Annotated in this window: 25 protein-coding genes and 1 tRNA gene; 15 read left to right on the top strand and 11 right to left on the bottom strand. The window is 60.8% G+C overall.

The window, feature by feature from the left end; translation table 11 throughout:
* Window positions 1–15: 15 nt before the first annotated feature.
* Window positions 16–513 (top strand): NUDIX domain-containing protein, encoded by a 498-nt coding sequence (locus AC56QP_RS25805; RefSeq protein WP_489862900.1) that lies wholly within the window; start codon window positions 16–18, stop codon window positions 511–513.
* A 1-nt stretch (window position 514) separates the two neighbouring features.
* Here AC56QP_RS25805 and AC56QP_RS25800 read toward each other — a convergent pair whose 3' ends face one another.
* Window positions 515–1,504 (bottom strand): glutathione S-transferase family protein, encoded by a 990-nt coding sequence (locus AC56QP_RS25800; protein ID WP_489862901.1) that lies wholly within the window; start codon window positions 1,502–1,504, stop codon window positions 515–517.
* Between the two features lie 272 nt (window positions 1,505–1,776).
* On the opposite strand from AC56QP_RS25800, the gene AC56QP_RS25795 reads away from it, so the two are divergent.
* The 6 genes from AC56QP_RS25795 to AC56QP_RS25770 all read left to right on the top strand — a co-directional run bounded on the left by AC56QP_RS25795 (window position 1,777) and on the right by AC56QP_RS25770 (window position 6,601).
* Complete coding sequence (locus AC56QP_RS25795; protein ID WP_489862902.1) at window positions 1,777–2,313, top strand: GNAT family N-acetyltransferase; 537 nt, start codon at window positions 1,777–1,779, stop codon at window positions 2,311–2,313.
* 58 nt (window positions 2,314–2,371) lie between these two features.
* Entirely contained in the window at window positions 2,372–3,133 is a 762-nt protein-coding gene (locus AC56QP_RS25790) for a 3-hydroxyacyl-CoA dehydrogenase (protein WP_489862903.1), read from the top strand.
* Window positions 3,134–3,139: 6 nt separating this feature from the next.
* Window positions 3,140–4,318 carry a CaiB/BaiF CoA transferase family protein gene (locus AC56QP_RS25785; RefSeq protein ID WP_489862904.1) on the top strand — a complete coding sequence of 393 codons (1,179 nt, stop codon included), beginning with the start codon at window positions 3,140–3,142 and terminating at the stop codon, window positions 4,316–4,318.
* 23 nt (window positions 4,319–4,341) lie between these two features.
* Window positions 4,342–5,130, top strand: coding sequence for a HugZ family pyridoxamine 5'-phosphate oxidase (locus tag AC56QP_RS25780; protein ID WP_489862905.1), 789 nt, complete (start codon window positions 4,342–4,344; stop codon window positions 5,128–5,130).
* Window positions 5,131–5,284: 154 nt separating this feature from the next.
* Window positions 5,285–5,629 (top strand): ArsR/SmtB family transcription factor, encoded by a 345-nt coding sequence (locus AC56QP_RS25775; RefSeq protein ID WP_091578996.1) that lies wholly within the window; start codon window positions 5,285–5,287, stop codon window positions 5,627–5,629.
* A 168-nt stretch (window positions 5,630–5,797) separates the two neighbouring features.
* On the top strand, window positions 5,798–6,601 hold the full coding sequence (locus AC56QP_RS25770) for a TrmH family RNA methyltransferase (RefSeq protein WP_489863516.1): 804 nt from the start codon (window positions 5,798–5,800) through the stop codon (window positions 6,599–6,601).
* A gap of 2 nt (window positions 6,602–6,603) precedes the next feature.
* Here the strand turns inward: AC56QP_RS25770 and AC56QP_RS25765 are convergent, their stop codons facing one another.
* Together AC56QP_RS25765 and AC56QP_RS25760 are read right to left on the bottom strand one after the other, a co-directional pair.
* Window positions 6,604–7,740 (bottom strand): coiled-coil domain-containing protein, encoded by a 1,137-nt coding sequence (locus AC56QP_RS25765; protein ID WP_489862906.1) that lies wholly within the window; start codon window positions 7,738–7,740, stop codon window positions 6,604–6,606.
* A 98-nt stretch (window positions 7,741–7,838) separates the two neighbouring features.
* A complete protein-coding gene (locus AC56QP_RS25760) occupies window positions 7,839–8,375 on the bottom strand; it encodes a DUF1134 domain-containing protein (protein ID WP_091578993.1) in 537 nt (178 codons plus the stop codon).
* A gap of 464 nt (window positions 8,376–8,839) precedes the next feature.
* Between AC56QP_RS25760 and chpT the strand changes: the two genes are divergently transcribed.
* Window positions 8,840–9,469 carry a histidine phosphotransferase ChpT gene (chpT, locus tag AC56QP_RS25755; RefSeq protein ID WP_489862907.1) on the top strand — a complete coding sequence of 210 codons (630 nt, stop codon included), beginning with the start codon at window positions 8,840–8,842 and terminating at the stop codon, window positions 9,467–9,469.
* A gap of 258 nt (window positions 9,470–9,727) precedes the next feature.
* Complete coding sequence (locus tag AC56QP_RS25750) at window positions 9,728–10,096, top strand: response regulator (protein WP_489862908.1); 369 nt, start codon at window positions 9,728–9,730, stop codon at window positions 10,094–10,096.
* A 184-nt stretch (window positions 10,097–10,280) separates the two neighbouring features.
* Here AC56QP_RS25750 and ctrA read toward each other — a convergent pair whose 3' ends face one another.
* Window positions 10,281–10,976 (bottom strand): response regulator transcription factor CtrA, encoded by a 696-nt coding sequence (gene ctrA / locus AC56QP_RS25745; RefSeq protein WP_006203583.1) that lies wholly within the window; start codon window positions 10,974–10,976, stop codon window positions 10,281–10,283.
* Window positions 10,977–11,425: 449 nt separating this feature from the next.
* Between ctrA and AC56QP_RS25740 the strand changes: the two genes are divergently transcribed.
* Window positions 11,426–11,803 (top strand): flagellar export protein FliJ, encoded by a 378-nt coding sequence (locus AC56QP_RS25740; RefSeq protein ID WP_091578987.1) that lies wholly within the window; start codon window positions 11,426–11,428, stop codon window positions 11,801–11,803.
* Between the two features lie 131 nt (window positions 11,804–11,934).
* Here AC56QP_RS25740 and AC56QP_RS25735 read toward each other — a convergent pair whose 3' ends face one another.
* Entirely contained in the window at window positions 11,935–12,333 is a 399-nt protein-coding gene (locus tag AC56QP_RS25735) for a winged helix-turn-helix transcriptional regulator (protein WP_489862909.1), read from the bottom strand.
* Window positions 12,334–12,422: 89 nt separating this feature from the next.
* Here AC56QP_RS25735 and AC56QP_RS25730 point away from each other — a divergent pair, with 89 nt between their 5' ends.
* Together AC56QP_RS25730 and AC56QP_RS25725 are read left to right on the top strand one after the other, a co-directional pair.
* A complete protein-coding gene (locus tag AC56QP_RS25730; RefSeq protein WP_489862910.1) occupies window positions 12,423–13,349 on the top strand; it encodes an NADP-dependent oxidoreductase in 927 nt (308 codons plus the stop codon).
* Between the two features lie 277 nt (window positions 13,350–13,626).
* Window positions 13,627–14,031: a hypothetical protein gene (locus tag AC56QP_RS25725; RefSeq protein WP_489862911.1), complete on the top strand. Its 405-nt coding sequence runs from the start codon at window positions 13,627–13,629 to the stop codon at window positions 14,029–14,031.
* A 203-nt stretch (window positions 14,032–14,234) separates the two neighbouring features.
* Here the strand turns inward: AC56QP_RS25725 and sciP are convergent, their stop codons facing one another.
* Window positions 14,235–14,510 (bottom strand): CtrA inhibitor SciP, encoded by a 276-nt coding sequence (sciP, locus tag AC56QP_RS25720; protein ID WP_013529904.1) that lies wholly within the window; start codon window positions 14,508–14,510, stop codon window positions 14,235–14,237.
* Window positions 14,511–14,765: 255 nt separating this feature from the next.
* On the opposite strand from sciP, the gene mnmA reads away from it, so the two are divergent.
* Entirely contained in the window at window positions 14,766–15,956 is a 1,191-nt protein-coding gene (mnmA, locus tag AC56QP_RS25715; RefSeq protein ID WP_489862912.1) for a tRNA 2-thiouridine(34) synthase MnmA, read from the top strand.
* 69 nt (window positions 15,957–16,025) lie between these two features.
* Here the strand turns inward: mnmA and AC56QP_RS25710 are convergent, their stop codons facing one another.
* The gene (locus AC56QP_RS25710; protein ID WP_489862913.1) at window positions 16,026–16,985 is read right to left on the bottom strand and encodes a Gfo/Idh/MocA family protein; all 960 of its coding nucleotides are present in this window, start codon (window positions 16,983–16,985) and stop codon (window positions 16,026–16,028) included.
* Between the two features lie 242 nt (window positions 16,986–17,227).
* Between AC56QP_RS25710 and AC56QP_RS25705 the strand changes: the two genes are divergently transcribed.
* A tRNA-Met gene (locus AC56QP_RS25705) sits at window positions 17,228–17,304 on the top strand.
* Here AC56QP_RS25705 and AC56QP_RS25700 read toward each other — a convergent pair.
* From AC56QP_RS25700 to AC56QP_RS25685, 4 genes are all read right to left on the bottom strand, one after another.
* Window positions 17,261–18,889 (bottom strand): recombinase family protein, encoded by a 1,629-nt coding sequence (locus AC56QP_RS25700; protein ID WP_489863517.1) that lies wholly within the window; start codon window positions 18,887–18,889, stop codon window positions 17,261–17,263. The genes AC56QP_RS25705 and AC56QP_RS25700 overlap by 44 nt on opposite strands.
* Window positions 18,890–20,054: 1,165 nt before the next feature.
* A complete protein-coding gene (locus tag AC56QP_RS25695) occupies window positions 20,055–21,731 on the bottom strand; it encodes an ABC transporter ATP-binding protein (RefSeq protein ID WP_489862914.1) in 1,677 nt (558 codons plus the stop codon).
* Window positions 21,731–22,813, bottom strand: a complete 1,083-nt coding sequence (locus AC56QP_RS25690; RefSeq protein WP_489862915.1) for an ABC transporter permease — start codon at window positions 22,811–22,813, stop codon at window positions 21,731–21,733. Before AC56QP_RS25690 ends, AC56QP_RS25695 begins: the two co-directional genes overlap by 1 nt.
* A complete protein-coding gene (locus AC56QP_RS25685; RefSeq protein ID WP_497100987.1) occupies window positions 22,810–23,766 on the bottom strand; it encodes an ABC transporter permease in 957 nt (318 codons plus the stop codon). Before AC56QP_RS25685 ends, AC56QP_RS25690 begins: the two co-directional genes overlap by 4 nt.
* 321 nt (window positions 23,767–24,087) lie before the next feature.
* Here AC56QP_RS25685 and AC56QP_RS25680 point away from each other — a divergent pair, with 321 nt between their 5' ends.
* Window positions 24,088–24,807: an SDR family NAD(P)-dependent oxidoreductase gene (locus tag AC56QP_RS25680; protein ID WP_489862916.1), complete on the top strand. Its 720-nt coding sequence runs from the start codon at window positions 24,088–24,090 to the stop codon at window positions 24,805–24,807.
* Window positions 24,808–25,027 lie beyond the last annotated feature (220 nt).

Raw genomic sequence — 25,027 nt, 5'->3', positions numbered from 1 at the left:
ACGGTTTCTCTACTGATGACGACCGGCTCGCAGGACGTTTTCCGCCAGACCGGCTGGCCAGGGCTCAGGGCAAGGCTGTTCCATCTCTATTTCGTGCTGCGGCGACCGATGACGCTTGGCGTGCGCGCCCTCGTTCAAGACAAGGCAACCAATTCAGTCTTCCTCATTCGCCATACCTATGTTCCGGGCTGGCAACTTCCCGGTGGCGGGGTCGAGGTGGGCGAGACGCTTGCCGAGGCGCTGACGCGCGAACTTGCCGAGGAAGGCAACATCGCGCTGAACGCCCCGCCGGTGCTGAGGTCGATGCATTTCAACCGCCGCTCCAGCCGCCGCGACCATGTCGGCCTCTACCTGATCGAGCACTTCAGCCAGACCGCGCCGAAGCTGCCGGATCACGAGATCGCCGAGGCAGGCTTCTTCCCGCTCGACCGCCTGCCGGAAGGCACGACACCGGCAACGCTACGCCGGATCGCCGAGATTTTTGGCGGCGAGCCCGCATCGCCTTACTGGTAGATCAAGCCGCCTTGCGGAACCGCGCCCGGTCATGCGGTCGGGCATAGTCGAGTGCAGGGCCAACCGGCACGATCCGGGTCGGATTGATCGTCTCGTGGCTGCCGTAATAATGCGCCTTGATGTGATGCAGGTTCACGGTCTCCGCGACGCCAGGCACCTGATAGAGATCGCGCAGATAGTTCGACAGGTTCGGATAGTCGGCGATGCGGCGCAGATTGCATTTGAAGTGGCCGACATAGACCGGGTCGAAGCGCACCAGAGTGGTAAACAGCCGCCAGTCGGCCTCGGTGATGCGATCGCCGATCAGATAGCGTTGTCCCGAGAGGCGGTCCTCCAGCGTGTCGAGCGCCGAGAACAGCTCACCGAATGCTTCCTCATAGGCGCCTTGCGTGGTTGCGAAGCCTGCACGATAGACGCCGTTGTTGACTGCGGGATAGACCAGCGCGTTGATCGCATCGATCTCGCCGCGCAGCGCCTGCGGATAGAAATCGAGGCTGGCGTCCCCCCATTCATCGAAGGCTGAATTCAGCATGCGGATGATCTCGGAGGATTCGTTGGAGACGATGGTCTGCTCCTTTTTGTCCCACAGCACCGGCACCGTTACCCGGCCCGAATAGGCCGGATCGGCCTTGGTGTAGATCTGGTGCAGGAAGTCGAGACCATAGAGCGTGTCGCCGGTGGCGCCGTCCTCGGCCAGGAACGTCCAGCCGTTGGCACCCATGAAATGATGCACCACCGACACCGATATGATGCCTTCGAGCTTCTTCAGCGCGCGAAAGATCAGCGTCCGGTGCGCCCACGGACAAGCAAGCGAGACATAGAGGTGATAGCGGCCGGGCTCCGCCTTGAAGCCGCGGCTGCGGCCTTCGGCTGGCGTTCCATCGCGGGTGATCCAGTCGCGCCAATGCGATTGCGCCCGCACGAACTTGCCGCCGCTGTCCTTGGTGTCATACCAGCGGTCCTGCCATTTGCCGTCGACCAGCAATCCCATCGCATGTTCCTTTCCTGCTTGCCCTCCATGTAGGACACCAGGCGCCCGCGCGGAATCGCCTGACGCTGAACAGACCGTCAAGCGACGGCGTGGCCCAAGAAGCCTCCGATTGCAGCGGCGGGAAATTGATGCTAGCGGACAATCCGCATGTTCGACTTTGCCTTGATCCGGTTTGACCGACGACGAAAGGGCGCCCGCGCTTGATGAAGCGCTGACTGGCGAATGCTGCCGTTTGCAGCAAACCTTTCCTCCTATACCGGAACGCAAAGACCATGAGCCTTGCCGACGTGAAATACCTGCCGGAAACCCCGGCGCATGACCTTCAGATCGAAGCCATCAATGACGAAGCCTTCGGGCCCGGCCGTTTCGTGCTGGCCGCCTACAAGATCCGCGAGGCCGGAGGGCACGAGCGGTCGCTGTCCTTTGTCGCCGTCGATGGCGATACAGTTGTCGCTTCGGTGCGCATGACCCGTATCGCCGCCGGCGCTGGCCGCGCCCTGATGCTCGGGCCGCTTGCGGTGCGGCCGGCCTTCAAGAATCTCGGCATCGGCCGCCGGCTGGTGGCGATCGCGTTGGAAGCGGCCGCCAAGGCCGGTGCGCCCGCCGTCATGCTGGTCGGTGACGAGCCCTATTACGGACCGCTCGGCTTCAAGAGGATCCCGCGCGGCCAGATTTCGATGCCACGCCCTGTCGATCTCGACCGGCTGCTGTCGCATGAGATCAAGCCGGGCGCGGTCGCCAGGCTCGCGGGCGAAGTCTGCCACGCCGATCAGGCCAGGGTTGCCGATCACATCACGGCGATGGCTTGACCTTGCGAGCCGACCTGGCGCCTGATCAGTCCCTGTTCTCATCTAGAAGGATGACGCCATGAACCCGAATGGCCAGATCGCGATCGTTACCGGCGGCGGTTCCGGTCTTGGCGAGGCAACGGCGCGCGCGCTTGCCGCCAAGGGCGCCCGCGTCGCCATCTTCGACATTGGCATTGACCGCGCGGCAAAGGTTGCGGCCGAGATCGGCGGCATTGCCGTCCAATGCGATGTCAGCAGCGCTGACGGTGGCACTACCGCTCTCGCCGAGGTCGCCGCCAAGCTTGGCGAGCCACGTATCCTGGTCAATTGCGCCGGCATCGCCATCGGCGTGAAGACGATCGGCAAGGATGGTCCCCATCCCCTCGATCAGTACCGCAAGGTCATCGAAGTCAATTTGATCGGCACTTTCAACATGATCCGTCTCGTCGCCGACCGTGCCGCCAGGCTCGAGCCGCTGCAAGGCGGCGAGCGTGGTGTCATCGTCAACACCGCTTCTGTCGCCGCCTATGACGGCCAGATCGGCCAGGCCGCCTATTCAGCCTCCAAGGGTGGCGTCGTCGGCATGACGTTGCCGGTGGCGCGCGACCTTGCCCGTTCCGGTATCCGGGTCTGCACCATCGCGCCCGGTATCTTCAAGACACCGATGGTGGCCGGCATGCCGCAGGAGGTGCAGGATTCGCTGGGTGCCGCAGTGCCCTTCCCGTCGCGTCTGGGCGAGCCATCCGAATATGCGGCCCTTGCGTTGCACATCATCGAGAACCAGATGCTGAACGGCGAAACCATCCGCCTCGACGGCGCCATCCGCATGGCCCCGAAATAGCTGGTCATGAACACCGGCATATCCACCGCCGGAAAGACCGGTCCGCTTGCCGGGCTGAAGGTGATCGAGATGGCCGGGCTCGGTCCCGTGCCGTTGGCGGGCCTGATGCTTTCGGAGATGGGCGCGCAGGTGCTGCGCATCGAACGGGCTGGTTCGGACCGGCCGTTTCTGTCGCTAACGGATGAACACAACATCGATCGTCACGGCCGCTCCATCCTGCGGATCGACCTGAAGCGCCACGAAGGCACCGAACTGGCGCTGCGTCTTGCCGAAAAGGCCGACCTTCTGGTCGAAGGCTTTCGCCCGGGCGTCATGGAGCAGCTTGGCCTCGGTCCGGATATCGTTCTGGCGCGCAATCCGGCTCTGATCTACGGCCGCATGACCGGCTTCGGCCAGAATGGACCGCTCGCGGGCCGCGCCGGCCACGACATCACCTACCTTGCCTATTCGGGCCTGCTGCACGCAATTGGCCACGCGGACAGCCGCCCCGTGCCGCCGCTCAACCTCGTCGCCGACTATGGCGGCGGCACCATGATGCTGGTTGCCGGCGTGCTGGCCGCCCTGTTCCAACGCTCGCGCACGGGCAAGGGCCAGGTAATCGACGCCGCGATGGTTGAGGGCGCCTCGATGCTGGCGACGCCCCTGCACGCCTTGACGGCGGCTGGCCTTTGGGACGAAAGGCGCGGCGCGAACCTGCTCGATTCCGGCGCTCCCTTCTACGACACCTATGAGACGGCGGATGGCCGGTACATCGCCATAGGCTGCCTGGAACCGCAATTCTTCGCCGAATTCGCCAGGCTGCTGCCACTCGATGAGCGGTTTGTGCCCGGCCAGTATGACAAATCGCTGTGGCCACCGATGCGCGCCGCCATTGCCGACCGGATCAGGCGGAAATCACGCGACGACTGGGACCGGCTGTTCGCCGAAACCGATGCCTGCGTTGCTCCGGTCCTGTCGCTGCGTGAAGCGAAGCGCCATCCGCACAATCGGTCGCGCGATGCCTTCGTGACGACGGGCGCGTTTGAGCGCCCTGCACCGGCACCGCGTTTCTCGGGCTCACGGCCGACACCGGCAACGATGCCTGGCGACGAGGATCTGTCACCGTCGACAGTGCTGGCGCGTTTCGGCTTTGCGAAAACCGAGATCGACGACCTTGTCAAATTAGGCATGCTGGCCAATAACTAGAGAAGAAAAATCAGCTTATTGCGATGGGCGTTTTGACGGACCAGAAGAAAGCAGTGATCCGCGAGACTGACGCCGAGGCGATCCGCCTGGCGAAGACGCTCCTGCGCCGCGCCCGTTTCGGAGCGCTGGCGGTGATCGAGCCGCAAACCGGCTCGCCGCTGGCCAGCAGGGTCGGCGTGGCCACGGACACCGACGGCGCGCCACTGATCCTGGTTTCAATGCTCTCGGCGCACACCGGCGCCCTGCTTGCCGATCCGCGCTGTTCCCTGCTGGTCGGCGAGCCCGGCAAGGGCGACCCGCTGGCGCACCCACGCCTGACGCTCGTCTGCCGGGCGGCACGCCTCGAGCGTGGATCGAACGCGCACACACGCGCCGAGCGCCGTTATCTCAACCGCAATCCCAAGGCGAGCCTCTACGCCGGGCTCGGCGACTTTTCGATTTTTCGACTCGAACCGCGACACGCCAGCCTGAATGGCGGCTTCGGCAAGGCTTATCAGCTCGATCGATCCAGCCTGCTCACCAACGGACCGATCGTCGAGGAGTTGGCCGAAAGCGAACAATCCGCCGTCGACCACATGAACGCCGACCATCTCGACGCGATCGCAGTTTATGCGCGTCATTTCGCCAAGGCGTCCGGCGACGGCTGGACCATTGCCGGATTCGATGCCGATGGCATGGATCTGGTGTCGGGCGACAATGTTTGCCGGGTCTTCTTCCCGCAACCTTTGGCGGCGGCATGGGAATTGCGACAAGTTCTGGTCGAGATGGCCAGGATTGCCAGAACCGGCACCAACACAAAAACTGACACTTAATCGTGTTGGATCAAAAGCAATGCTTGAGATTTGAACGAAATGTTCTACCTTTGCTAGTGGAGCTGACTCGCCAGCCCCTATTCACAAGTGAGTTTATGGAATCAGATGCCATTGCCCCCATGGCGTCGGGATGAGCAAAAGGCACGGGGGATCGATGGTCTCGACTAAGCTAATAGCCAACGCCGAATCGGCAGCCGAATTTCTGATGCTGATGGGCAATGAAAAACGGCTGTTGATCATGAGCTACCTGACCGACGGCGAAATGTCGGTCGGCGCCATCGCCGAGAAGGTAATGCTCAGCCAATCCGCCCTGTCGCAACATCTGGCCAAGTTGCGGGCTCTCGACCTCGTGGAAACCCGTCGCGATCGTCAGATGATCTACTATTCCTGCAAGTCCGACGCCGTGCGTGAACTGCTCGGCATGCTGGACGGCATTTTCGGCAGCGGCCAGGATGAGTTGTCCCACATGGCGCAACGCTTGCGGCGCGCCGGGACCTGACCGGCCGGCCTTGTAGTCGGTGATAATGCCTTCGCGGCGACGTGCGTCCATCCGGACGCACGGGGATAGCCGACAGTCCTGGATTGTCGCATCGTGCTTTTCGAACCCAGGGGTATGCGCTGGGAGCCGATCGGCTTTTCGGACGCGTGCGATGGCCGCGAGGAACGCATGGATCCCATTCGTATCGACGACCCGCAAGACCCGCGTGTTGCCGCCTATCTCGATATCCGCGAGCGTGACCTCGCCGGCCGGCAAGGCCGCTTCGTTGCCGAAGGCAAGGTGGTGCTCGACCTGCTGCTGTCGACAGGACGTTTTGCAGCCGAATCGGTGCTGGTTCTGGAAAACCGGCTGGCTGGCCTCGAGGGCATCCTGCGCAAGGCGCCGGCGGACCTGCCGGTCTATGTCGCCACCAGCGCGGTGATGGACGCGATCGCCGGGTTTCACATGCATCGCGGCATCCTGGCCATAGGCCGCAAGGGTGCGCCGCAACCGGCAAAGGTCCTTCTCGATACCTTGCCGGCCCGCGCGCTGATCGTGGTGCTCGTCGGCATCGCCAATCATGACAATATGGGTGCGATCTTCCGCAACGCCGCCGCCTTTGGCGCCGACGCGGTATTGCTGGATGCGACATGCTGCGATCCGCTCTACCGCAAGGCGATCCGCGTTTCGGTCGGCGCCGCGCTCAAAATCCCCTTCGCGTCATTCACGGACGTCGCCGACTTCACGGCATCGCTTGACCGCCGCTTCTATCGCCAGTTTGCGCTGTCGCCACGCGGGCAGACCGACATACGCGATGCGCGGCCGAGCGAGCGCCTGGCGCTCTATCTCGGCACCGAGGGCGAAGGCCTGCCCGAAAGCCTGCTTGCCCGCCTGCACACGGTGCGCATTGGCATGGCGCAAGGCTTCGACAGCCTGAACGTCGCCGCGGCGTCAGCCATCGCGCTGCATCATTTTTCTGCAAACAGGGACTGACCTCAGTTTGCCGTGACGGCCTTCTGCAGCGCCCGCACGCGATCCGCAAGGCTGCGGCCGCCACTGCCGGAGCGCGCATCCGAGGGTGCCGCCAGCGCCCTGGCGATCGGCGAATCAGGCCCCTCGAGCTTGGCCGTCAGGTGGACGACCTCCGCCGCCAGTTCATTCATCTGCTCGCGCAATGCGGAGCTGCCATCCGTGGGGCCGGACGCGGCCATCGCATCGAGATCCGCTTTCAACCGCTTGTTCTCGCGCGCCAGCGCCGTCAGCCTGGCCTCGAGCCGTTCACGTTCGCTGTCGAGCTTGGCGATTGCCTTGTCGACCTCATCGCCCTTGGCAACTTCACCGGCCTTGCCGACCAGCCGCACGGCCGGTGCGCTGTCCTCGGCTTTCGACTTTTCACGGAGCCGCGCCAGTTCCTTTTCGCGGCGGTCGAGCTTTTCCTCGCGATCGGCGAGCGTGGCAAGCAGCCGTTCGAGCTTCTTGTCGAGCTCGGCGGTCCTTTTCTTCTCGGCTTTCAGGGCATCGCGCGCGGCCTTGCTTTCGGCGGCGATCTCCTGGTTGCGCCTGTCCGCCTCCTTGCGCTGGCCGCGCAGCAGCGCGATGTCGCTGGCGAGTTTCTGCAATTCGGATTCGCGCGCCACGAGCTCGATCTGTCGGCTGCTGGAGGAAAAACTGGCGTCATCATACATACGCTCCAGCTTTTCGAGCTCGAGTGCGCGCTTTTCCAGCTTGCGTTCGGTTTCCTTGAGCCGGTCCGACAGAAGCTGCAGCTCGCCCTCGCGCTGCCGCAGCATTTCACCCTTGACCCCCAGTTCGCTAAGCGCCTGGTTCTTGTCCATGCGCTCGACCGCCAGGCCCTTCAGGGCCTCGCGGCCACGGTTGATCTCGACCAGCTGCTCCGCCGTCTTCTCGCGCAACGCCTTGACGCTCATTTCGAGACGACGAGCCGACATGGCGAACTCAGCCCGGATACGGTCCTTGTCGGCCTGGATCTCGGTTTGCGTCAACGGTATCGAGGCTTCGATGCGCTTGCGCGTCAGGGCGACGGCCCGCCGCCATATGGCCGGGGCAACCATCAGCGACAGAAATCCAGCGCAGAGGAAGCCGAGGGCAAAGAACAGGAACGACTGAACCAAGTGACCACCCGTTATGGACGAAAGCTGGACTGTGCCACGTTGGCATGGCGGAAATCCAGCGTTGCGGCAAGCTTTTGCCGCAACTGGATGGGTTCACCTCAGAACGGATTCCACGTGGCACGCTCGGTAAGCTTCAGGTAGCCGAGATTGACGCCGAGTCGAGCGCCGACGCCGGTGCGGATCGGCACCAGCAGCACATTGTTGTTCTTCAGCACGTTGAAGCCGACGCCCGCCACCACATAGGCCGAACCGGCAACGCCGCCATAGCGGTTGTAGAGGCTGCTCACATCGTCGAGATTGTAGACCAGCATCATCACCCGCGACCCCTCGCCGCCGAAATCCCAGCCGAGCGATGGGCCTTGCCAGAACACTTTGTGATCACCGGCATTCTTGGTGTAGAGCGTGCCTTCGCCATAGGTCAGGCCGCCGATCAGCGCGCCCGAGCCCTCTTCGCCCAGCAGATAACCGTTGGGCAGGCCGTAGGAAGCAAAGATCTTCTCGACGACCGTGGCGAGCCCGCCCGATGTCGCGCCGAAGAACTTGTGACCGGAATCGACTATCTCCTGAGCGGTATATTCCTGGGCCCGCAGGGCTGAAGTCGAGAAGACGAGAACGCCCATGAGCGCGATCGTCATTGATACGACACGGACAAATGCCCGGTCTGGGATGACACGGAACGAAATCCGGTCAGAGATGACACGGAACAGGGTCCGGTCAGAGGTGACACGGAAAAACCTCCGGTCGTAGAATCGGGAAAACATGCTTCCAATCTCCGTCAGGGAGCACCTTCGCCGACGCCTCGCACCCGTACGGCTCTTTTAGCCGGCCGTTAAGGGTAACTGTTACGGGCAAACTATGCCGTAATCCTTTTTCAACCATTAAGCTCCCACATGAACATGGCGGTTCAAAGGCTGTTTCGGATCGCTCATCGGCAGCCTGCGTGAACACGCCATTTGCCATGACCACAATTTTGGATTTGTTGCCGCACGCACGGGCGCTGTGTATTCAGGAGCCCGGGGAGAGAGCGCGTGATTCGTGTGGGCAGGCGACGATCGATCGCTCGGCCGTAGTTTGTGAAATTTTGCAGGGATTTTCGCCGATGGCCGATCTGTTCACCCTTTCCGCACCCGATCTGGCAGCGCTTCTGTGCAGCCGGGTCTGTCACGACATCATCTCGCCGGTCGGCGCGATCAACAATGGGCTCGAACTGCTCGACGAAGGCGGCGCCGACGAAGACGCCATGAAGCTGATCCGCCAGAGCGCCCGCAACGCTTCGGCGCGGCTGCAATTCGCCCGTATCGCTTTCGGCGCCGCCGGCTCGGCCGGCATGCTGATCGACACCGGCGACGCCGAAGCCGTCGCCATCGCTTTCCTCAAGAACGAGAAGCCGGAACTGAGCTGGAACGGAACCCGCGCGCTGCTGCCCAAGAACAAGGTCAAGCTGCTGCTCAACCTGCTCCTCATCGCCAACGCCGCCATTCCGCGCGGCGGCAGGCTTTCCGTGACCCTTGAAAACCTCGAAACCGAGCCACGCTTTGCGCTCGCGGCGAGCGGCCCGATGCTGCGCGTGCCGCCAAAATTCCTCGAACTGCATTCCGGCCACAAGCCGGAGGAACCGATCGACGCGCATTCGGTACAGCCTTATTACACGCTGCTTCTGGCGCGTGAGGCCAACATGACGATTTCGATCCACGCCACGCCGGAAGAAATCGTCCTTTCAGCTGCCTGAAATCAGCTGCCTGAAATTCGCGCCTGACCTCAGAGAAACCGAAGTATTCCAAGCGGCAATATCCGCGGCGGCTTTTCAATTGAAGTGAGACGAGCTTCGCCAAGCGGCCGTTGCGAAGCATTGTGAAGAACAGCCTGCGAATGCATCTTTTCAAAAATTTTACCTAATGGCTTTTCGGCTTCTTTACCAGATCGGCCTATGGTGCAGTCCGGATGCCCCGACGCTACCGGATTGCCAGAAGGCAAAGAGGACCCGGAAATGACACGCTGCATGTTCGTCGACGATTCAAGCGTCATCAGGAAGGTTGCAAAACGCATCCTGGGCGGCTCCGACATGGTGGTCATAGAAGCCGCCAGCGGACTTGACGCGCTGGAGATGTGCGCGGCCGACATGCCCGACATCATCATCGTCGACGGCGCCTTGCCGGATGTAGCCGCTGTCGATCTCATTCGTCGCGTGCGCGCCATGGACAGCCTGATCAGGCCGCAGATCCTGATTTCGCTGGTCGAACTCGATATCGCTTCGATCATGCGGGCCAAGCGCGCCGGCGCCCAGGGCTATCTGCTGAAGCCGTTCAACCGGCCGCAACTGCTCGAGCGTTTTCGCACCTTGAAGATCGCCGCCTGATTCGGCCGGCCAACCGGAGCAGTTCCAGGAAGTGTGACGGTCTCCCGTCCAAAATTGCGTGAAGACAGCACGTTAGAATGGCAGAGCGTCTTACCGTTCTTGCCGATCGTCGGCGCATCAAGCAAAAACCCGGCCAGAGCCGGGTTTTTTTTCGAGAAAGACAGGTTCGGACGGTGCTTTTCGCTCAGGCGCTAACGCGGATGTCTTCCGGTTCGCGCAACACGTAGCCGCGGCCCCAGACCGTCTCGATGTAGTTCTGGCCGCCGGATGCCGCGTCGAGCTTCTTGCGCAACTTGCAGATGAAGACGTCGATGATCTTCAGCTCGGGCTCGTCCATGCCGCCATAGAGGTGGTTGAGGAACATTTCCTTGGTCAGCGTGGTGCCCTTGCGCAGCGAGAGCAACTCCAGCATCTGATATTCCTTGCCGGTGAGATGCACGCGCTGGCCGCCGACTTCAACAGTCTTGGCATCGAGATTGACCACCAGGTCGCCGGTGGTGATGACCGACTGGGCATGCCCCTTGGAGCGCCGCACGATGGCGTGAATACGGGCGACCAGCTCGTCCTTGTGGAACGGCTTGGTCATGTAGTCGTCGGCGCCGAAGCCGAGGCCGCGTACCTTGTCCTCGATACCGGCCATGCCGGACAGGATAAGGATCGGCGTCTTTACCTTGGAAAGGCGAAGGGTTCTCAAGACCTCATAACCCGACATGTCAGGCAGGTTGAGGTCGAGAAGGATGATGTCGTAGTCGTAGAGCTTGCCCAGATCGACCCCCTCTTCACCGAGGTCCGTCGTATAGACATTGAAACTTTCCGATTTCAGCATCAGTTCGATGCTTTGTGCGGTTGCACTGTCATCTTCTATCAGCAGAACACGCATTTCATTCCCCTTTTCTGCCGCCGGACCATTTCACGACCCGTCCTGGACCGGAGCAGTGGTTGCCTTTGCAGAGGCTGCCATCGAATGGTTAACAAAACCTAATTTCCCGTCCATGACGGTACCAGATTTTTTAACCCCTTTCTACACCCTCTTGAATCTAATAACGAATCACAGACCAAAATTCCTAATGCGACACATTAATAACCTGGACTAAGTGACTCCAGGGACTCATCGACGCGCTTCCGTATCGGCGGCCGGAATTTTTACCCGGCCTTAAGCCCTGACACGTATGATTAACAATGCCCGTAAACGAATGGTTACCGCCGGCAAAAAACTTTAGGGTTTTGTTTCCCATAGTTCCGGGAAAGCCAGTGGAAACGGGCAACGCCTGAGCCTTTCCAGGTGGATCGACGATATGTGCGGGTGTGCGTTTCCGGGAGTACCGAATCATGAAGTCACGTGAAAACCTCGTTCGGCTGAAGCAGTTTCGGGTGAATGAGAAGCGGCGGCAGCTGCTGCAGCTCGACATGATGATCGCCGAGTTCGAACGCATGGCCGTCGAGCTTGAGCTTCAGATCACCGCCGAGGAAAAGAAGGCCGGCATCACCGACATCAACCATTTCGCCTATCCGACCTTTGCCAAGGCGGCGCGCTTGCGCCGCGACAATCTCAGAAACTCGCAAAGCGACCTCGCCCAGCAGCGAAGCGCTGCCGAATCACTACTCGGCGAAGCTGAAGCGGAGCTTTCCAAGGCGGAAATGCTCGAATCACGCGACACCAAGATTCGCGAAGCCGAAATCGGCGGCCGCAGTGCGATGATCGGCTGAAGCCCGGCCTGTCCGTGGCGTCGGCGCCTGCCACCCAGGCGGGCGCGATATCCCGGCGCCAGTCTTGCTCCCTGTGCCGGTCTTGGCCGAAGGTCACGAAAAGCTCGATCGAGCAGACCTGAAGACTGCCCTTAAGCGGCCCAATTCCCCTCATTTTCGGCGGTTGCCCGTGCCCGCGCATCCTTGATGTCGGGTGCATGTTGCTCCGCCCAAGACCTGATCTGGGTGAGCAGCCCCGCCAGATTCTGGCCGAGCTCGGTCAGTTCATATTCGACGCGCGGCGGAATGACCGGGAAGATCTCGCGCCGCACCAGGCCGTCGCGCTCGAGCACGCGCAACGTCTGCGTCAGCATCTTCGGCGTAATGCCTTCGAGCTTGCGGGCAAGCTCGCCATTGCGCAGCCGGCCTTTGCGCAGCGCGCAGACCACCAGATAAACCCATTTGCTGGCCAGCATCTCCAGCACGGTGTGCGAAGGACACGTTCGCCGGAACGCATCATAGCCGAAGGGGGAGTCGCTATCACTATCCATGAGGTACCTATATATCGAAAAGGTACATACTAGACAATAGACTACTACTATCCAAATGATAGTGGCACGAACCAAGCAGGAGACATCCCATGCGTGCCGTTATCCAGAATTCCGTCGGCGGACCCGACGTCCTTGTCATCTCCGATCAGCCCGACCCCACGCCGAAGGCCGGCGAAGTGCTGGTCCGGGTCAAGGCCGCCGGTATCAATCCAGTCGATGGCGCCGTCCGCGCCGGCCACTATAAGCTTCTCGGTGAGCCGCCCTTCATTCTCGGCTGGGATATCTCGGGAACGGTCGAGGCGCTGGGCGCCGGGGTCTCGGGCTTCGAGATCGGCGACGAGGTGTTCGGCATGCCGCGCTTCCCCAAGCAGGCGGCGGCTTACGCCGAGTTGGCCGCGGTGCCCGCTGACGAAATCGCGCCGAAGCCCAGCGGCGCCGACCACATCCAGGCGGCCGCATTGCCGCTGGCCGGCCTCACCGCCTGGCAGGGCCTCGTCCGCCATGGCGGATTGAAATCGGGCCAGCGCGTGCTGATCCACGCGGCAGCCGGCGGCGTTGGCCATCTGGCGGTGCAGATCGCCAAGGCGCACGGCGCCTACGTCATCGCCACCACCAGCCCGCAGAAGCTCGATTTCGCCCGCTCGCTCGGCGCCGATGAGGTTCTCGACTACACCCAGGGCGATTTCGCGGACAAGCTTCGCGACATCGATCTCGTGCTGGAGACTGTTGGCGGCGACCATGCAGAACATTCGCTGAAGGTGCTCAAGCGTGGCGGCGTGCTGGTGTCATTGCTCAATGTCAGCGATGCGACGAAGACGCAGGCCAGCGCGCAGGGCGTCCGGGTCGAGCGCATGTCCGTCATGCCGGACCGTGAGGGCTTGCTGAAACTCGCCCAGTTGATCGATGCCAAAAAGCTCGCCGTCCATGTGGCGAAAAGCTTCCCGCTCGAGCAGGCAGGCGCCGCTCACGCCTTTCTCGCCACCAAGCCGATCGGCAAAGTGGTGTTGACAGCCTGAGCGTCAAAAGACTCGCTCCTAGGATCGCCGCGCCCTCGCCGCCCTTGTTTCAGGCGCGCGGACGCGGACGAAACCTGCTGCGGCGCGAGCGTCTCGCCTCGGCCCGGCCACAAGGCGCGATCAATGATGTTGAAGAAGCGGATGGGCTCTCCCAACGTCACATAGGAAGAACCAATTCGAACGGAACCTCTTATCGATCCTTAAGCCTTTTCACTCCATGCTCCCAAAGTGGGTGCTGAGGAATACTTGGACATCTAAGTCTTTTTGGGGAAAACCCGTGAAGTATTCTGAGAACACGAAGGAAAAACGCAGATGGGTTCGAAGGGACGTCAATTTCCTTGTTCGCCTCATCTTCCCGTCACACGGCCTGCGGGAGGTCCAGAGCGCCAATTTCCGCATGCTGGACCTGTCTGAAGGCGGAGCGGCGCTGTATGTCGGCGGCTTTTCAGGCAGTCCGGATTACTTTTACCTGCAATTTGGTGACGAAAAATCCGAACTCGTGAGCTGCTATCTGGTTCAAAGAACACAGCACACGCTGAGTTGCCGATTCAGCAATCCCCTCCCAACCGCGCAGATCGACGCCATCATCGCCCAAAAAGAGATGGACCTGACCATCGAAAGTCTTTTTTCGGAGACGAGGGAGGATTTGGTCAACGACTTTCTTGGCTCGTTTGTGAGCTAGAGTCCGGTCATGCCGACCGGGAAGCGGCCCTAGCCTCGCCCTGTGGGACTCCGAAGGAGGGCGCGCCGCCCCATGGCTCGCACCCGCAGGTCGGCACGCGACTTTACGTAGTAGTGGGCGATCAATCAGCGTGCCCGCTCGCGAAAAAAAGGACGGCTTGCGCCGCCCCTTGACCCACGATCGCCGTTCCGGAAGCAAACTTGCTAATGCCGGTATTGCTGGATGCGCGTGGTGCGCAGCCCGGCAAGGCCATATTCGTCGATCGACGCCTGCCAGGACAGGAATTCCTCGGTGGTCAGCTTGTAGCGCTGGCATGCCTCGTCGAGGCTCAAAAGCCCGCCGCGCACCGCCGCAACCACTTCCGCCTTGCGCCGGATAACCCAGCGACGTGTGTTCGTCGGCGGCAGATCGGCAATCGTAAGAGGGCTGCCGTCAGGCCCGATAACATATTTGACTCTCGGTCTAACCAGATCGGTCATCGTACTCTCTACAAAAAACTCAAAGACCCAATCCCCGCCACGTTACCGCCACAGCTTTAAAATTTGCCTAAGCAGACCCTAATGACTAGGTAAGGATCATGAACGCCGCGTTAGTCTTTTGGTCAGCATTTTAAACACCTCGCGGCTGGTTCGGATTCGGACACAAAATCGGCAGGCCCTCAAAGCTGGCGCAGCCGTGGTGCTTGACCTATATTCCAGCCACTGGCATTCAGCGCCGGGCGGAATGAAAGAACCATGAACAGCCTCGATCTTCCCGGACGTCCCGAAAACACCCGTATCGTCGTCGCCATGTCGGGCGGCGTCGATTCATCGGTCGTCGCTGGCCTGCTGAAGCGCGAGGGCTATGATGTCGTCGGCGTCACCTTGCAGCTCTACGACCATGGCGCGGCGACACACCGGGCCGGCTCATGCTGCGCCGGGCAGGACATCGATGATGCCCGCCGCGTCTCCGAGACGCTCGGCATTCCCCACTATGTGCTCGACTACGAGGAACGCTTTCGCAAGGCGGTCATCGATCCCTTCGCCGAAAGCTACGTCGCCGGCGAGACGCCTATCCCTTGCGTTTCCTGCAACCAGACGGTGAAGTTCGCCGATCTTCTGGCCACCGCCAAGGAGCTTGGCGCAGAAGCGCTGGCCACCGGCCACTATATCCGTTCCGGCGCCAATGGCGCCCACCGCGCGCTCTACCGGCCGGTCGACGCCGACCGCGACCAAAGCTATTTCCTGTTCGCCACCACGCAGGCGCAGATCGACTATCTGCGCTTTCCGCTCGGCGGCCTGTCGAAGCCGCAGGTTCGTGCCATCGCCGAGGAAATGGGACTGACGGTCGCCGCCAAGCAGGACAGCCAGGACATCTGTTTCGTGCCGCAAGGCAAATATTCCGACATCATCGCCAAGCTGAGGCCAACTGCGGCCAATCCCGGCGACATCGTCCATATCGACGGCCGCGTGCTCGGCCGCCACGAGGGCATCCTGCGCTACACGATCGGCCAGCGCCGCGGCATCGGCATCGCTTCGGGCGAGCCGCTCTATGTCGTCCATCTCGATGCCGACCGCGCCCGTGTCGTCGTCGGTCCGCGCGAGGCGCTGGAGACGCACAAGATCTATCTGCGCAACATGAACTGGCTGGGCGACGGGCCGCTGGCCGATGTTCCTGCCGCCGGCCTGGAGCTGTTCGCCAAGGTCCGCTCGACGCGCCCGCCCCGCCCGGCCGTATTGCATCACCGCGATGGCGCGACATGGGTGGAACTGGTCGATGGTGAGTCCGGCATCGCGCCCGGACAGGCCTGCGTGCTCTATTCCGATGACGGCAACGAGGCGCGCGTGTTCGGCGGCGGCTTCATCGAGCGTTCCGAGCGTGGCGCCGAGGCCGAGGCCATGCTGACCCGGCTTGCCGCCAGGCCGGCGCAGATTCCCGCCGAATAAAACGCTACCCTCTCAGAGACCGTTTCGAAATTCGCTCTGGCCGCCAGAATAGTATTTCCAGGCGCTCGCTCAGGATTTGGTGTGCGTGACGGTGCCGGCCGTCAGGATGCGCAGCACCCTGATCGCTTCCTCGCCGCTGGTGCGCGGCTCGGCCCGCGTCTCGATGCATTGGATGAAATGCTCCAGCTCGCGCGTCAGCGGCATGCCTTGCGCTACCGCGACATAGGACGGCTCGTTGGTGGTGAAGGCCCATTGGCCGCTGTCCTGCCACACCGCGTGGCGATAGACGGCAAGCTTGCGTTCCCATGGCTCGACATCGTCGAACACCGCCATCGCCTTGGTGCCGACAACGGTCAGCCGCCGCTCGCGATAGGGATTGAGCCGCGAGGCGAAGAGATGGCTGCGCAGGCCGTTGGGAAAACGCATGTGCAGGTGCGCGAAGTCGCTGAGATTGTCGAGCAGGGCGGCGCCCTCGCCGCGCACCTCGATCGGTTCCGTGCCGGTGATCGCCAGGATCATCGACAAATCGTGCGGCGCCAGGTCCCACAATGCATCATTCTCGGTGTGAAACTTGCCCAGGCCGAGCCGGTGAGAGTGGATATAGCGGACTTCGCCGAGTTCGCCATTGTCGATCAACCCTTTGAGGGTCTCGAAGGCGGGATGGAACCGCAAGACATGCCCGACCATGAAGACGCGGCCATTGTCCTTGGCGGCTTGCACCGCGCGCTCGGCGTCCGCCACCGTCAGCGCGATCGGCTTTTCCACCAGCACATCCTTGCCGCCCTCGACGGCGCGCACGGCAAGGTCGGCATGGAACTGCGGCGGCAGCGCCATGACGATGGCGTCGATGTCGTCACGGATGAACAGCTGGTCGGGCTCGATCGCCAGACAGTCCTGCTCGCTGGCGAAACCTTCGGCGCGGGCACGGTTGAGGTCGGAGACCGCGTGCAGCGCGCCAAGCGCCTTCAGGGTGCGGATGTGGTTGCTGCCCCAGTATCCGCAACCGAGGACTGCAATGCGCGGTTTCATCTGTTTTTCAAAACTCTAAGAAGTCGTGGCCGAGACATAGCGACGTGTCCCCTTGAACTCAACCCCGACGGCCGCGCTCAAATGTCTGCGCGGCAAAGCTTTTCGGCGGCGACAATAAGCCGGCGCGGCGGTTGCTTCGAAGCTTGACAGGCTCACCCTCCCAACCTTATATCCGCGCGACCTTGGCGAACGCCCGGACATGCCTTTCGATTTGAGGCGGATTTCGGGCTTTTCGCCGCCCTGGCGGGGTAGCTCAGTTGGTTAGAGCACGGGAATCATAATCCTGGGGTCGGGGGTTCAAGTCCCTCTCCCGCTACCACCATTCCCCCCACTCCTTTGACGCCGTGGGGGAAGGCACCCTCGCCCAAGAGTGCCGTTAGCCGCCCAGCGATTTCGACTTCGACCCCGCCGATCCTCGATGGATCTCGAAACACCGTGACGGTTTCGACCAAGTCCCGCATCGCCTCGGCACATTCGGAGTCGCCAGCAGCAATGCCCTTGGCAAGTCCTGTCTGAAGTTGGTTCAGTTGTTCCTCGTAGCGTGCCAGCACCGCAGGATGCAGCGCGATCACTCCGGTCGCGGCGGGCACCCGATCCAACTCGGCCAAAATGCCCTTACGCTCTTCATTCAGCGTTGTTGATTGCGGTCCCAGTACGGCTGGGTCGCCGTGACCCTTGGCAATGGCGTTGACCAGCCGCTCGATCTCCCGAGATAGTTCTCCAAGCCGTCGCTCCAAACGAGTGCGCCTGGCATCGGTATCGGCTGCCAAGCGCTTCCGTTCTTCGTGGTACGTCTGCACGTACCGGGCAATCACTTCAGGATGGCGCAACTCGGCGGCAAGCCCGTTCAGAACTGCAGTTTCGACCGTATCCAAATAAAAGGTTTTAGGATCAGCGCATGTTCCGCTTTCTGTCGCGGCCGAACAGCGGATGCGAATGCGCTTGGACTTGTCCATGCCTTTTGACGACATTCCCGCACCGCAGGCACCGCACCTCAGGAGTCCGGTCAACATATGCCGTGGTCGGCGCTGGTGGCTTGGATGGGTGGTTGCGCGCGCCTTCTTCCGCGCGTGTGCTGCGTCGAACAGGTCGGACGAAACAATGGCAAGATCGGGTACTTCGACTGTTCGCCATTCACCCTTGGGATTCGGACGCGAGACACGTTTCCCCGTATCAGGATCCTTGATCATTCTGACCCTGTTCCAGATCAAGCGGCCAGCATAAAGCTCATTATGAAGCAGACCCGTCCCTCTCTGCGCATTTCCATTGATAGTAGAGGCATTCCAGGCTCGACCACGAGGCGGCGGTATGCGGTCTCTATTTAGATTGTGCGCGATATCACGCGGGGTCTGTCCATCGACATACTCCCTGAAGATACGACGCACGATGTCCGCTTCCTTCCCAGCGATCAGTCGCTTCCCAGGGTCGCCTAGCACGTAGGAGTAGCCGTAGGTCAATCCACCGGCATGGAGCCCCTTGCCGACTCGACCGGCCTGGCCCCGACGGACTTTGTGAGCAATGTCCTCTCGATAGAGTTGCCCAACAAGACCGCGAAGCCCGACCAAGACTGTGTTCACCACGCCCTCGTGGACGGCACGAATTTCGATGCCAAGAAACGAAAGGCGTTTGTGAATGCCGGCAAGGTCTTCCATGTCACGCGAGAGCCGATCAAGGGCCTCCACAACGAGAACATCAAATTCGTGCTCACGAGCTTTGTCCATGAGGTGAAGCAAACCGTCACGGCCCATGACGGAGCCGCCGGAGCGCGCTCGGTCGTCAAACGTTGCGACAACGTTCAACCCCTCACGTTCTGAGTACGCTCGGCATAAAGCGAGTTGATCGTCTATCGATCGCTCATTCTGGAGGTCGGTTGAGAAGCGTGCGTAGATCGCGGTTCGATTCATGGTGAGTTTTCTCGGCCTGTTCACGCTCGTGATCTTCGCGGGCCGCTTGGCGCGCGAGTGCGTGTGCAAGGCGCAGAATCGCTCTGTCAGGCGCTCGGAGCAAGGCCTGTTTTCGGGATTTCACAACCATTGCGAGTAGCGCTCGCTACGGCTCGGCTGTGCTCCTGCGGAAAATAGCAGTCCGCAGGATGCGTGGCCTCCTTCAATCCTGGCGAGATCATGATCTTGGTCCATGTCTCCCAAGATGTGCACATGCGGGAGATGAGAGAAGCCATCAAATCGATCGGTCGCAGAAAGGGATAGCAAGGCGTGCTTTTCGGAAATCCGCGAGCCTGATCGGTTGCTCTCCGTTCAGCCTTGTTGGCAAAAAACCGCAGGTTCAAATCGCGGAGGCGCAACCACCGATACCGACACTCGCTGATGGTAGCGATATGAAGGGCCAATTCGTCTCCACGAATAATCCCGCTCGATACCCAACCGGGAACTCTGATCTTGCCAGAGTACGCCTCGTTTTGAATCGTCTCCTAATCAGGGGATTTGAGAAATCCATTCCGGCTTGATCGGCACCACTCGACCGACGGTAAGTTGCGGCGGCGCTGAGCTGGTCCACCGCACTTCGTTCTCGCTTGCCAACGCTCCCGGAGACGAAAGGGCGAAAGCAGCGATCAAGAAATCGAGACTTTCTCACTCAGAAAGTCCAGAAACGCACAGGAAGATGTCCATCTTCACCTAGGTAAACGGCGTGGATGTTGATGGCGTTCGACATGGAGACGCAGTTCAGGGAGGGGCAGGGCTGTCTCGGGCCTGATCCGCCGCAAGGCTTTGATGGCCTACGCCACAATGGAGTCCAGGCACCTATCGGGATAGAACCCGAGCTCCTGTAGGGCCCGGAGCCGGACTTCAAAATCCGCGTATGCCAGGGGCGTGTTCGGGTCTCGGCCCAGGTCCTGAATTTCCCGGCCTATGGCTTGGGTGCGTTCGGTTCGGATGCGGCCCTCCTCCGGGCCGAGCATTTTTGGTCGAGTTCGCCCACGCCAGATTTGTCTGCATTCATCGAACGCTGGAAAGTTCGGGACCTAGAACCGGTCCAATCGTTGGGAATTCTAACAAATGCCTTGCCATCAAACGAATAGACGGATGTTGAGTCGCGCGAACGAGGAAGAGCCTAACGAAAATTCGTTGCGCTCAAAGTACCGGTCGGCTTCGCAAATGTATCTGTCAAAGTCTGGATCTTTTTGTGCGCATCCAGCCAGTGCGGGTCCATTTTCGGTTCGGATGCGAGCAACTGGGCGGTATAGGGGTGGTGCGGAGGCGCAAAGATCTTGCTCTTCCGGCCGCTGTCCACCACGCATCCGCGCTGCATGACCACGACTTCGTCCGCGATCGCACGGACCGTGGATAGGTCATGCGTGACAAACATGTAGGTGAGGCCGATCTCGCTTTGCAGCCGGTCCAGCAGTCGTAAAATGCCCTCTGCCACAATCTGATCAAGGGCACTGGTAACCTCGTCACAGATGACGATGTCGGGGTCGGCTGCCAACGCGCGGGCAATCCCGACGCGTTGCTTTTGACCGCCGGACAACTCCGATGGGAGACGATCATAGAATATTGCCGGGTCAAGCTCGATCAGCGATAACAGTTCCTCGACGCGGTTGCGCAGGACAGAGCCCTTTAGGTTCCTGTAAAACTGCGCTGGCCTGCCGATGATCTCGCTGACGCGCATTCTGGGATTAAGTGCGGTCTCGGCGGATTGATAGATCATTTGAATGCGGCGCAGCTGATCCTTGCTTCGCGCGCGAAAACTCGGCGGCAGAGCTTCATCCCGGAGTCGGATTTCACCGCTGGCGGCTGGCAACAACCCCATGATCACCCGCGCCGTGGTCGATTTGCCAGAACCGGATTCTCCAACCACGGCGACAGTCATACCGCGATGAAGATCGAAACTGACGTTGTGCAGAACCTTTGGCCCGTGATGATAGCCGGCCTCGAGTCCGCGTATCGACAGTTCCGGCTGAGCGGTGTCCGAGACCCGCGACTTTTCAGGCCGTTCGTAACTCCGCACGGCCCAGAGCTTCTTGGTATAGCTCCCCTTGGGATGAGCCAGCATCTGCTCGGTCGACGCCTCTTCAACCTCCTCGCCCTTCAAAAGAACCTTGATCCGGTCGGCCATCTGGGCGACCACCGCCAGATCATGGGTGATGTAGATGGCGGCGGTGCGAAACTGTTCGACGACATCGCGTATCGCGGAAAGGACCTCGACCTGCGTGGTGACATCAAGCGCGGTCGTCGGTTCGTCGAATATTATGAGGTCCGGACGGCAGGCCATCGCCATGGCTGTCATTGCGCGCTGCAATTGCCCACCCGACAACTGATGCGGATACCGGAATCCGATAACGTCCGGCTCCGGCAAACGGAGCTTGGCATAAAGCTTGATCCCATCATCCTGCGCCGCGGAGCGGGACTGGTATCCGTGCAACACGGGCGCTTCGACATGCTGATCGATTATCGTGTGGGCCGGGTTGAAGCTGGCGGCCGCTGATTGCGCGACATAGGCAATTCGTGCGCCGCGCAAGGCGCGCAATTGTGCATCGCTCGCCGCCCGCAAGTCCTGTCCGTCAAACAGGATCCGGCCGCCGGAAATGCGTGTACCGGCGCGGGCAAATCCCATCGCAGCGAGCCCGATCGTGGACTTTCCCGCACCAGATTCACCAATAAGCCCAAGCACCTCGCCGCGATTGAGGTCGAGGTCGATGCCTTTGACAATCTCGGAAATAGCATCGCCGGCCACGGCTTCGATGCGCAGACCCCGGATCTCGAGCAGCCGCTTGTCGCCAATCTCCATCACGAATTGTCCTTCAGTCCAGCGGTGATTTTCAACATCCAGTCGACGATGAAATTCACCCCAACCGTCAGCAGCGCGATTGCCATCGCGGGGATCAAAGGTGTGATGTCGCCAAATGAGATCAACACCGCGTTTTCTCGCACCATGGAACCCCAGTCAGCCATGGGCGGCTGTATCCCCAGGCCAAGAAATGACAGTCCAGCGATGAGCAGGAACACATAGCAGAATTCCAGTCCGAACTCCGCGATCAGCGGCGCTGCCGTGTTTGGCAGAATTTCCCTTCGGATGAGGTACCAGTCGCCCTCGCCTCTCACACGCGAGGCTTCGACAAAGTCGGTTACCACCACCCCGGCGGCAACGGAGCGGGTCAGCCGGAAGATCCGAGGGACGTAGATGGCCGCTACCACACCAACCAAGACGACCAGATTCGTGCCCAGGATCGACAGGAGCAACAGCGCCAGGATCAGCGCGGGCACCGACATGAAGATATCGGCCAGACGCCCTAAAAGCTGATCAATGATGCCGCCTCTGATAGCGGCGAAGAGGCCTGAAAACATGCCCAGCGAGAAGGCCACGACGGTCGCGATCAAAGACAAAAGGATCGAGTGTCGCCCACCAAACACCATGCGTGAGAACATGTCGCGCCCGAGTTGATCGGTACCCAGCCAATAGGTTGCGTCAGTCGGCGCGTAGGGCGCCGATACGACTTCGGACTCGCTGAACGGTGCGATGTGCGGCGCGAAAATAACCATCAGAAGGCAAGCACCGATCACAATGAAACCGAACATGGCCGTAAGAGGCGCCGAGCGAAATGTTGGGGCAAGAGATGACGGTGCCAGCCTGACGAGAAGCCATCGCAAGGCGTGGCAGACCGTTATCGCTACGCTCATCAGGACGACGAGGACAGCAAGCGTATGGACCCCACCCCTGCCAGCCGCAAACCAGATTATCGCGGTTGCTGCCGCAAGCAGCACCGCGATCGACCACCTGCCTTTTTCTCCACGGTAAATGTACCAACCTGTCGCGAGACAAATCAGGGCGATAAATTCCACCAGGAAATCCCCAGATACAAAGTCACTCATTTCGGGTGCCTGAGGCGGGGATTTGTCATGATCGAACCGACGTCGGCGGCGATATTCAACACGATGAATGTCGCCGCGAAGATCAGGCAACAAGCCTGGACGATCGGGAAATCCCGTTTGGCGACGGAATCGACCAGCAGTTGACCGATCCCGGGATAGACGAAGACCACCTCGACCAGCACTACACCCGTGATCAGATATGCCAGGTTAAGCGTCACCACGTTGATGATTGGGGCCAATGCGTTTGGCAGCGCATGCCAGACAATCACCCGCCACGGCGGTGTCCCCTTCAGGCGAGCCATCTCGATGTAGGGGCTCGCAAGGAGGTTGATGATCGCGGCGCGTGTCATGCGCATCATGTGAGGCGTGACGACCAGGACAAGGGTCATTGCCGGCAGGAAACTGCGATAGACGCGCTCGCCGAACTCCGTGTGATCCTTGATGTCCGCCATCGGGGGAAACACATGCGCCCACACCGCAAAAAACAGAACCAGGATATACCCCAACAGGAATTCAGGCACGGAAACGGCCGTCAGCGATGCGACATTGATGGCCTTGTCGAAAAGCGTGTCCCGAAACAGGGCCGCTGCAATACCCAGCGAGACTGCCAGCGGGATGGCAAAGAGCGCGGCGAAACCAGCCAGGAAAAACGAATTGGCAAGCCGGCCAAAAATCGCATGGCCAACGTCGGCTTTGTTTATCAGCGACGTGCCGAAGTCGCCGTGCACAGCGCCCTCCAGCCAATAAAAGTAACGAATGATGGCGGGAACATCGAGACCCAGTTGCTTTCGCATGGCCGCTACCGTCTCGTCGGTCGCCATTTGGCCCAAAACGGCGTGCGCCAAATCTCCCGGAAGCAACTCAAGGGCAAAAAATATCAGGAACGACACGATCAACATCGTCAGCAACCCCAAGCCCAGCCGCCTGATGATGAGGGATAGGATGTCAGACAATAGCCTCTCCAGTGTCTCCTGGCCGATGTTCCGCCCGGTTTGCCCTGCCGTCGCCCTCTTGTCGCGATCACCGGAAAGTGGTCGAGCGGCTCGTGCCTTTAATGACCGCTGACAAGGTATCTGGGTCGGCAATCCGTAAAAAACGCTATAATGTTTTTGGCAATATGGCAACGGGATTGTCAAAATACACAAACATCGGTTAAGTGGCGGACGCTATTTGCCGTGCGCCGCACTCCGCCTCCGTGCGCGAATGCCTTAGCGGATTGATCTATTGGTGGAAACCGGAGGCCTCGCGCAGGCCAGAGACAAGAGGCAGAACTCATGAAGGCACTGGTCACCGCAGGCACGCGCGGCATGGGACGCGCGATTGCACTACGCCTGATACAGTCGGGTATTGAATGTATTGTCACCGGCACGACGGAATCATCCGGCGAAAGTGCTCCCGAAGGCGCAGAGACCCTGGTCGCTGACTTGACCCTGCCCGCTGACGTGGCACGGCTGGCCGATACGATCTCGGCGTTGCAGATCGACATCCTTGTGAACAATGCGGGGATCAACATTGGCGGCCCCACGGATGAGTTTGCCGACGCCGATTTCGATGCGCTGATGACCATCAACCTGAAGGCGCCCTTCTCGCTGTCTCGAGCGGCAGTTCCTTACATGAAACAGCGCGGCTGGGGCCGGATCGTAAACATTACATCGCTTTGGTCCGTGCGTGCCCAGCGCAATGATGCTGCCTATTGCGCCTCAAAATTCGGTTTGGATGGGCTGACGGCTTCGCTGGCGGCGGAGCTCGCACCACACGGGATTCTCGTGAACGCGGTCGCGCCCGGCTATATTCTGACAGACACCGTTGCGAAGCGGTTCTCGCAAGAACGCATCGCCAAAGACGCCGCAGTCATCCCGTTGGGCCGCTACGGCAAACCCGAAGAGATTGCCGAAATCGTTGCATGGCTCGCAAGCGACGCCAATGGCTACATGACCGGTCAAAATCTGCTGGTGGATGGCGGGTTGTCCAGGACGGCATTTCCTCTGATTTGAGGCCCGTCGCAGTCTTTATTTTTATGCACGCCGCTATGTCAAAGCGGCTGCGCATCTTGGGCGACACCCATCAGACACGGGGTCGTTCGGAAACTTGTTTTTACGAAATCAGAAACTGGCGACAGAACAAGTCTGTCGCCAAGTTGGGGAGGAGTGCTGCTATTTATGATCGAGCGGCTCAGCGTTCCACAGAAACGCAGAGCCGCTCCATCTCTTTGTT

Source organism: Mesorhizobium sp. RCAM 05104 (assembly GCF_059683645.1).
Note: the sequence above shows the minus strand (reverse complement) of the source record. Positions and strands in the feature narration are given on the sequence as shown.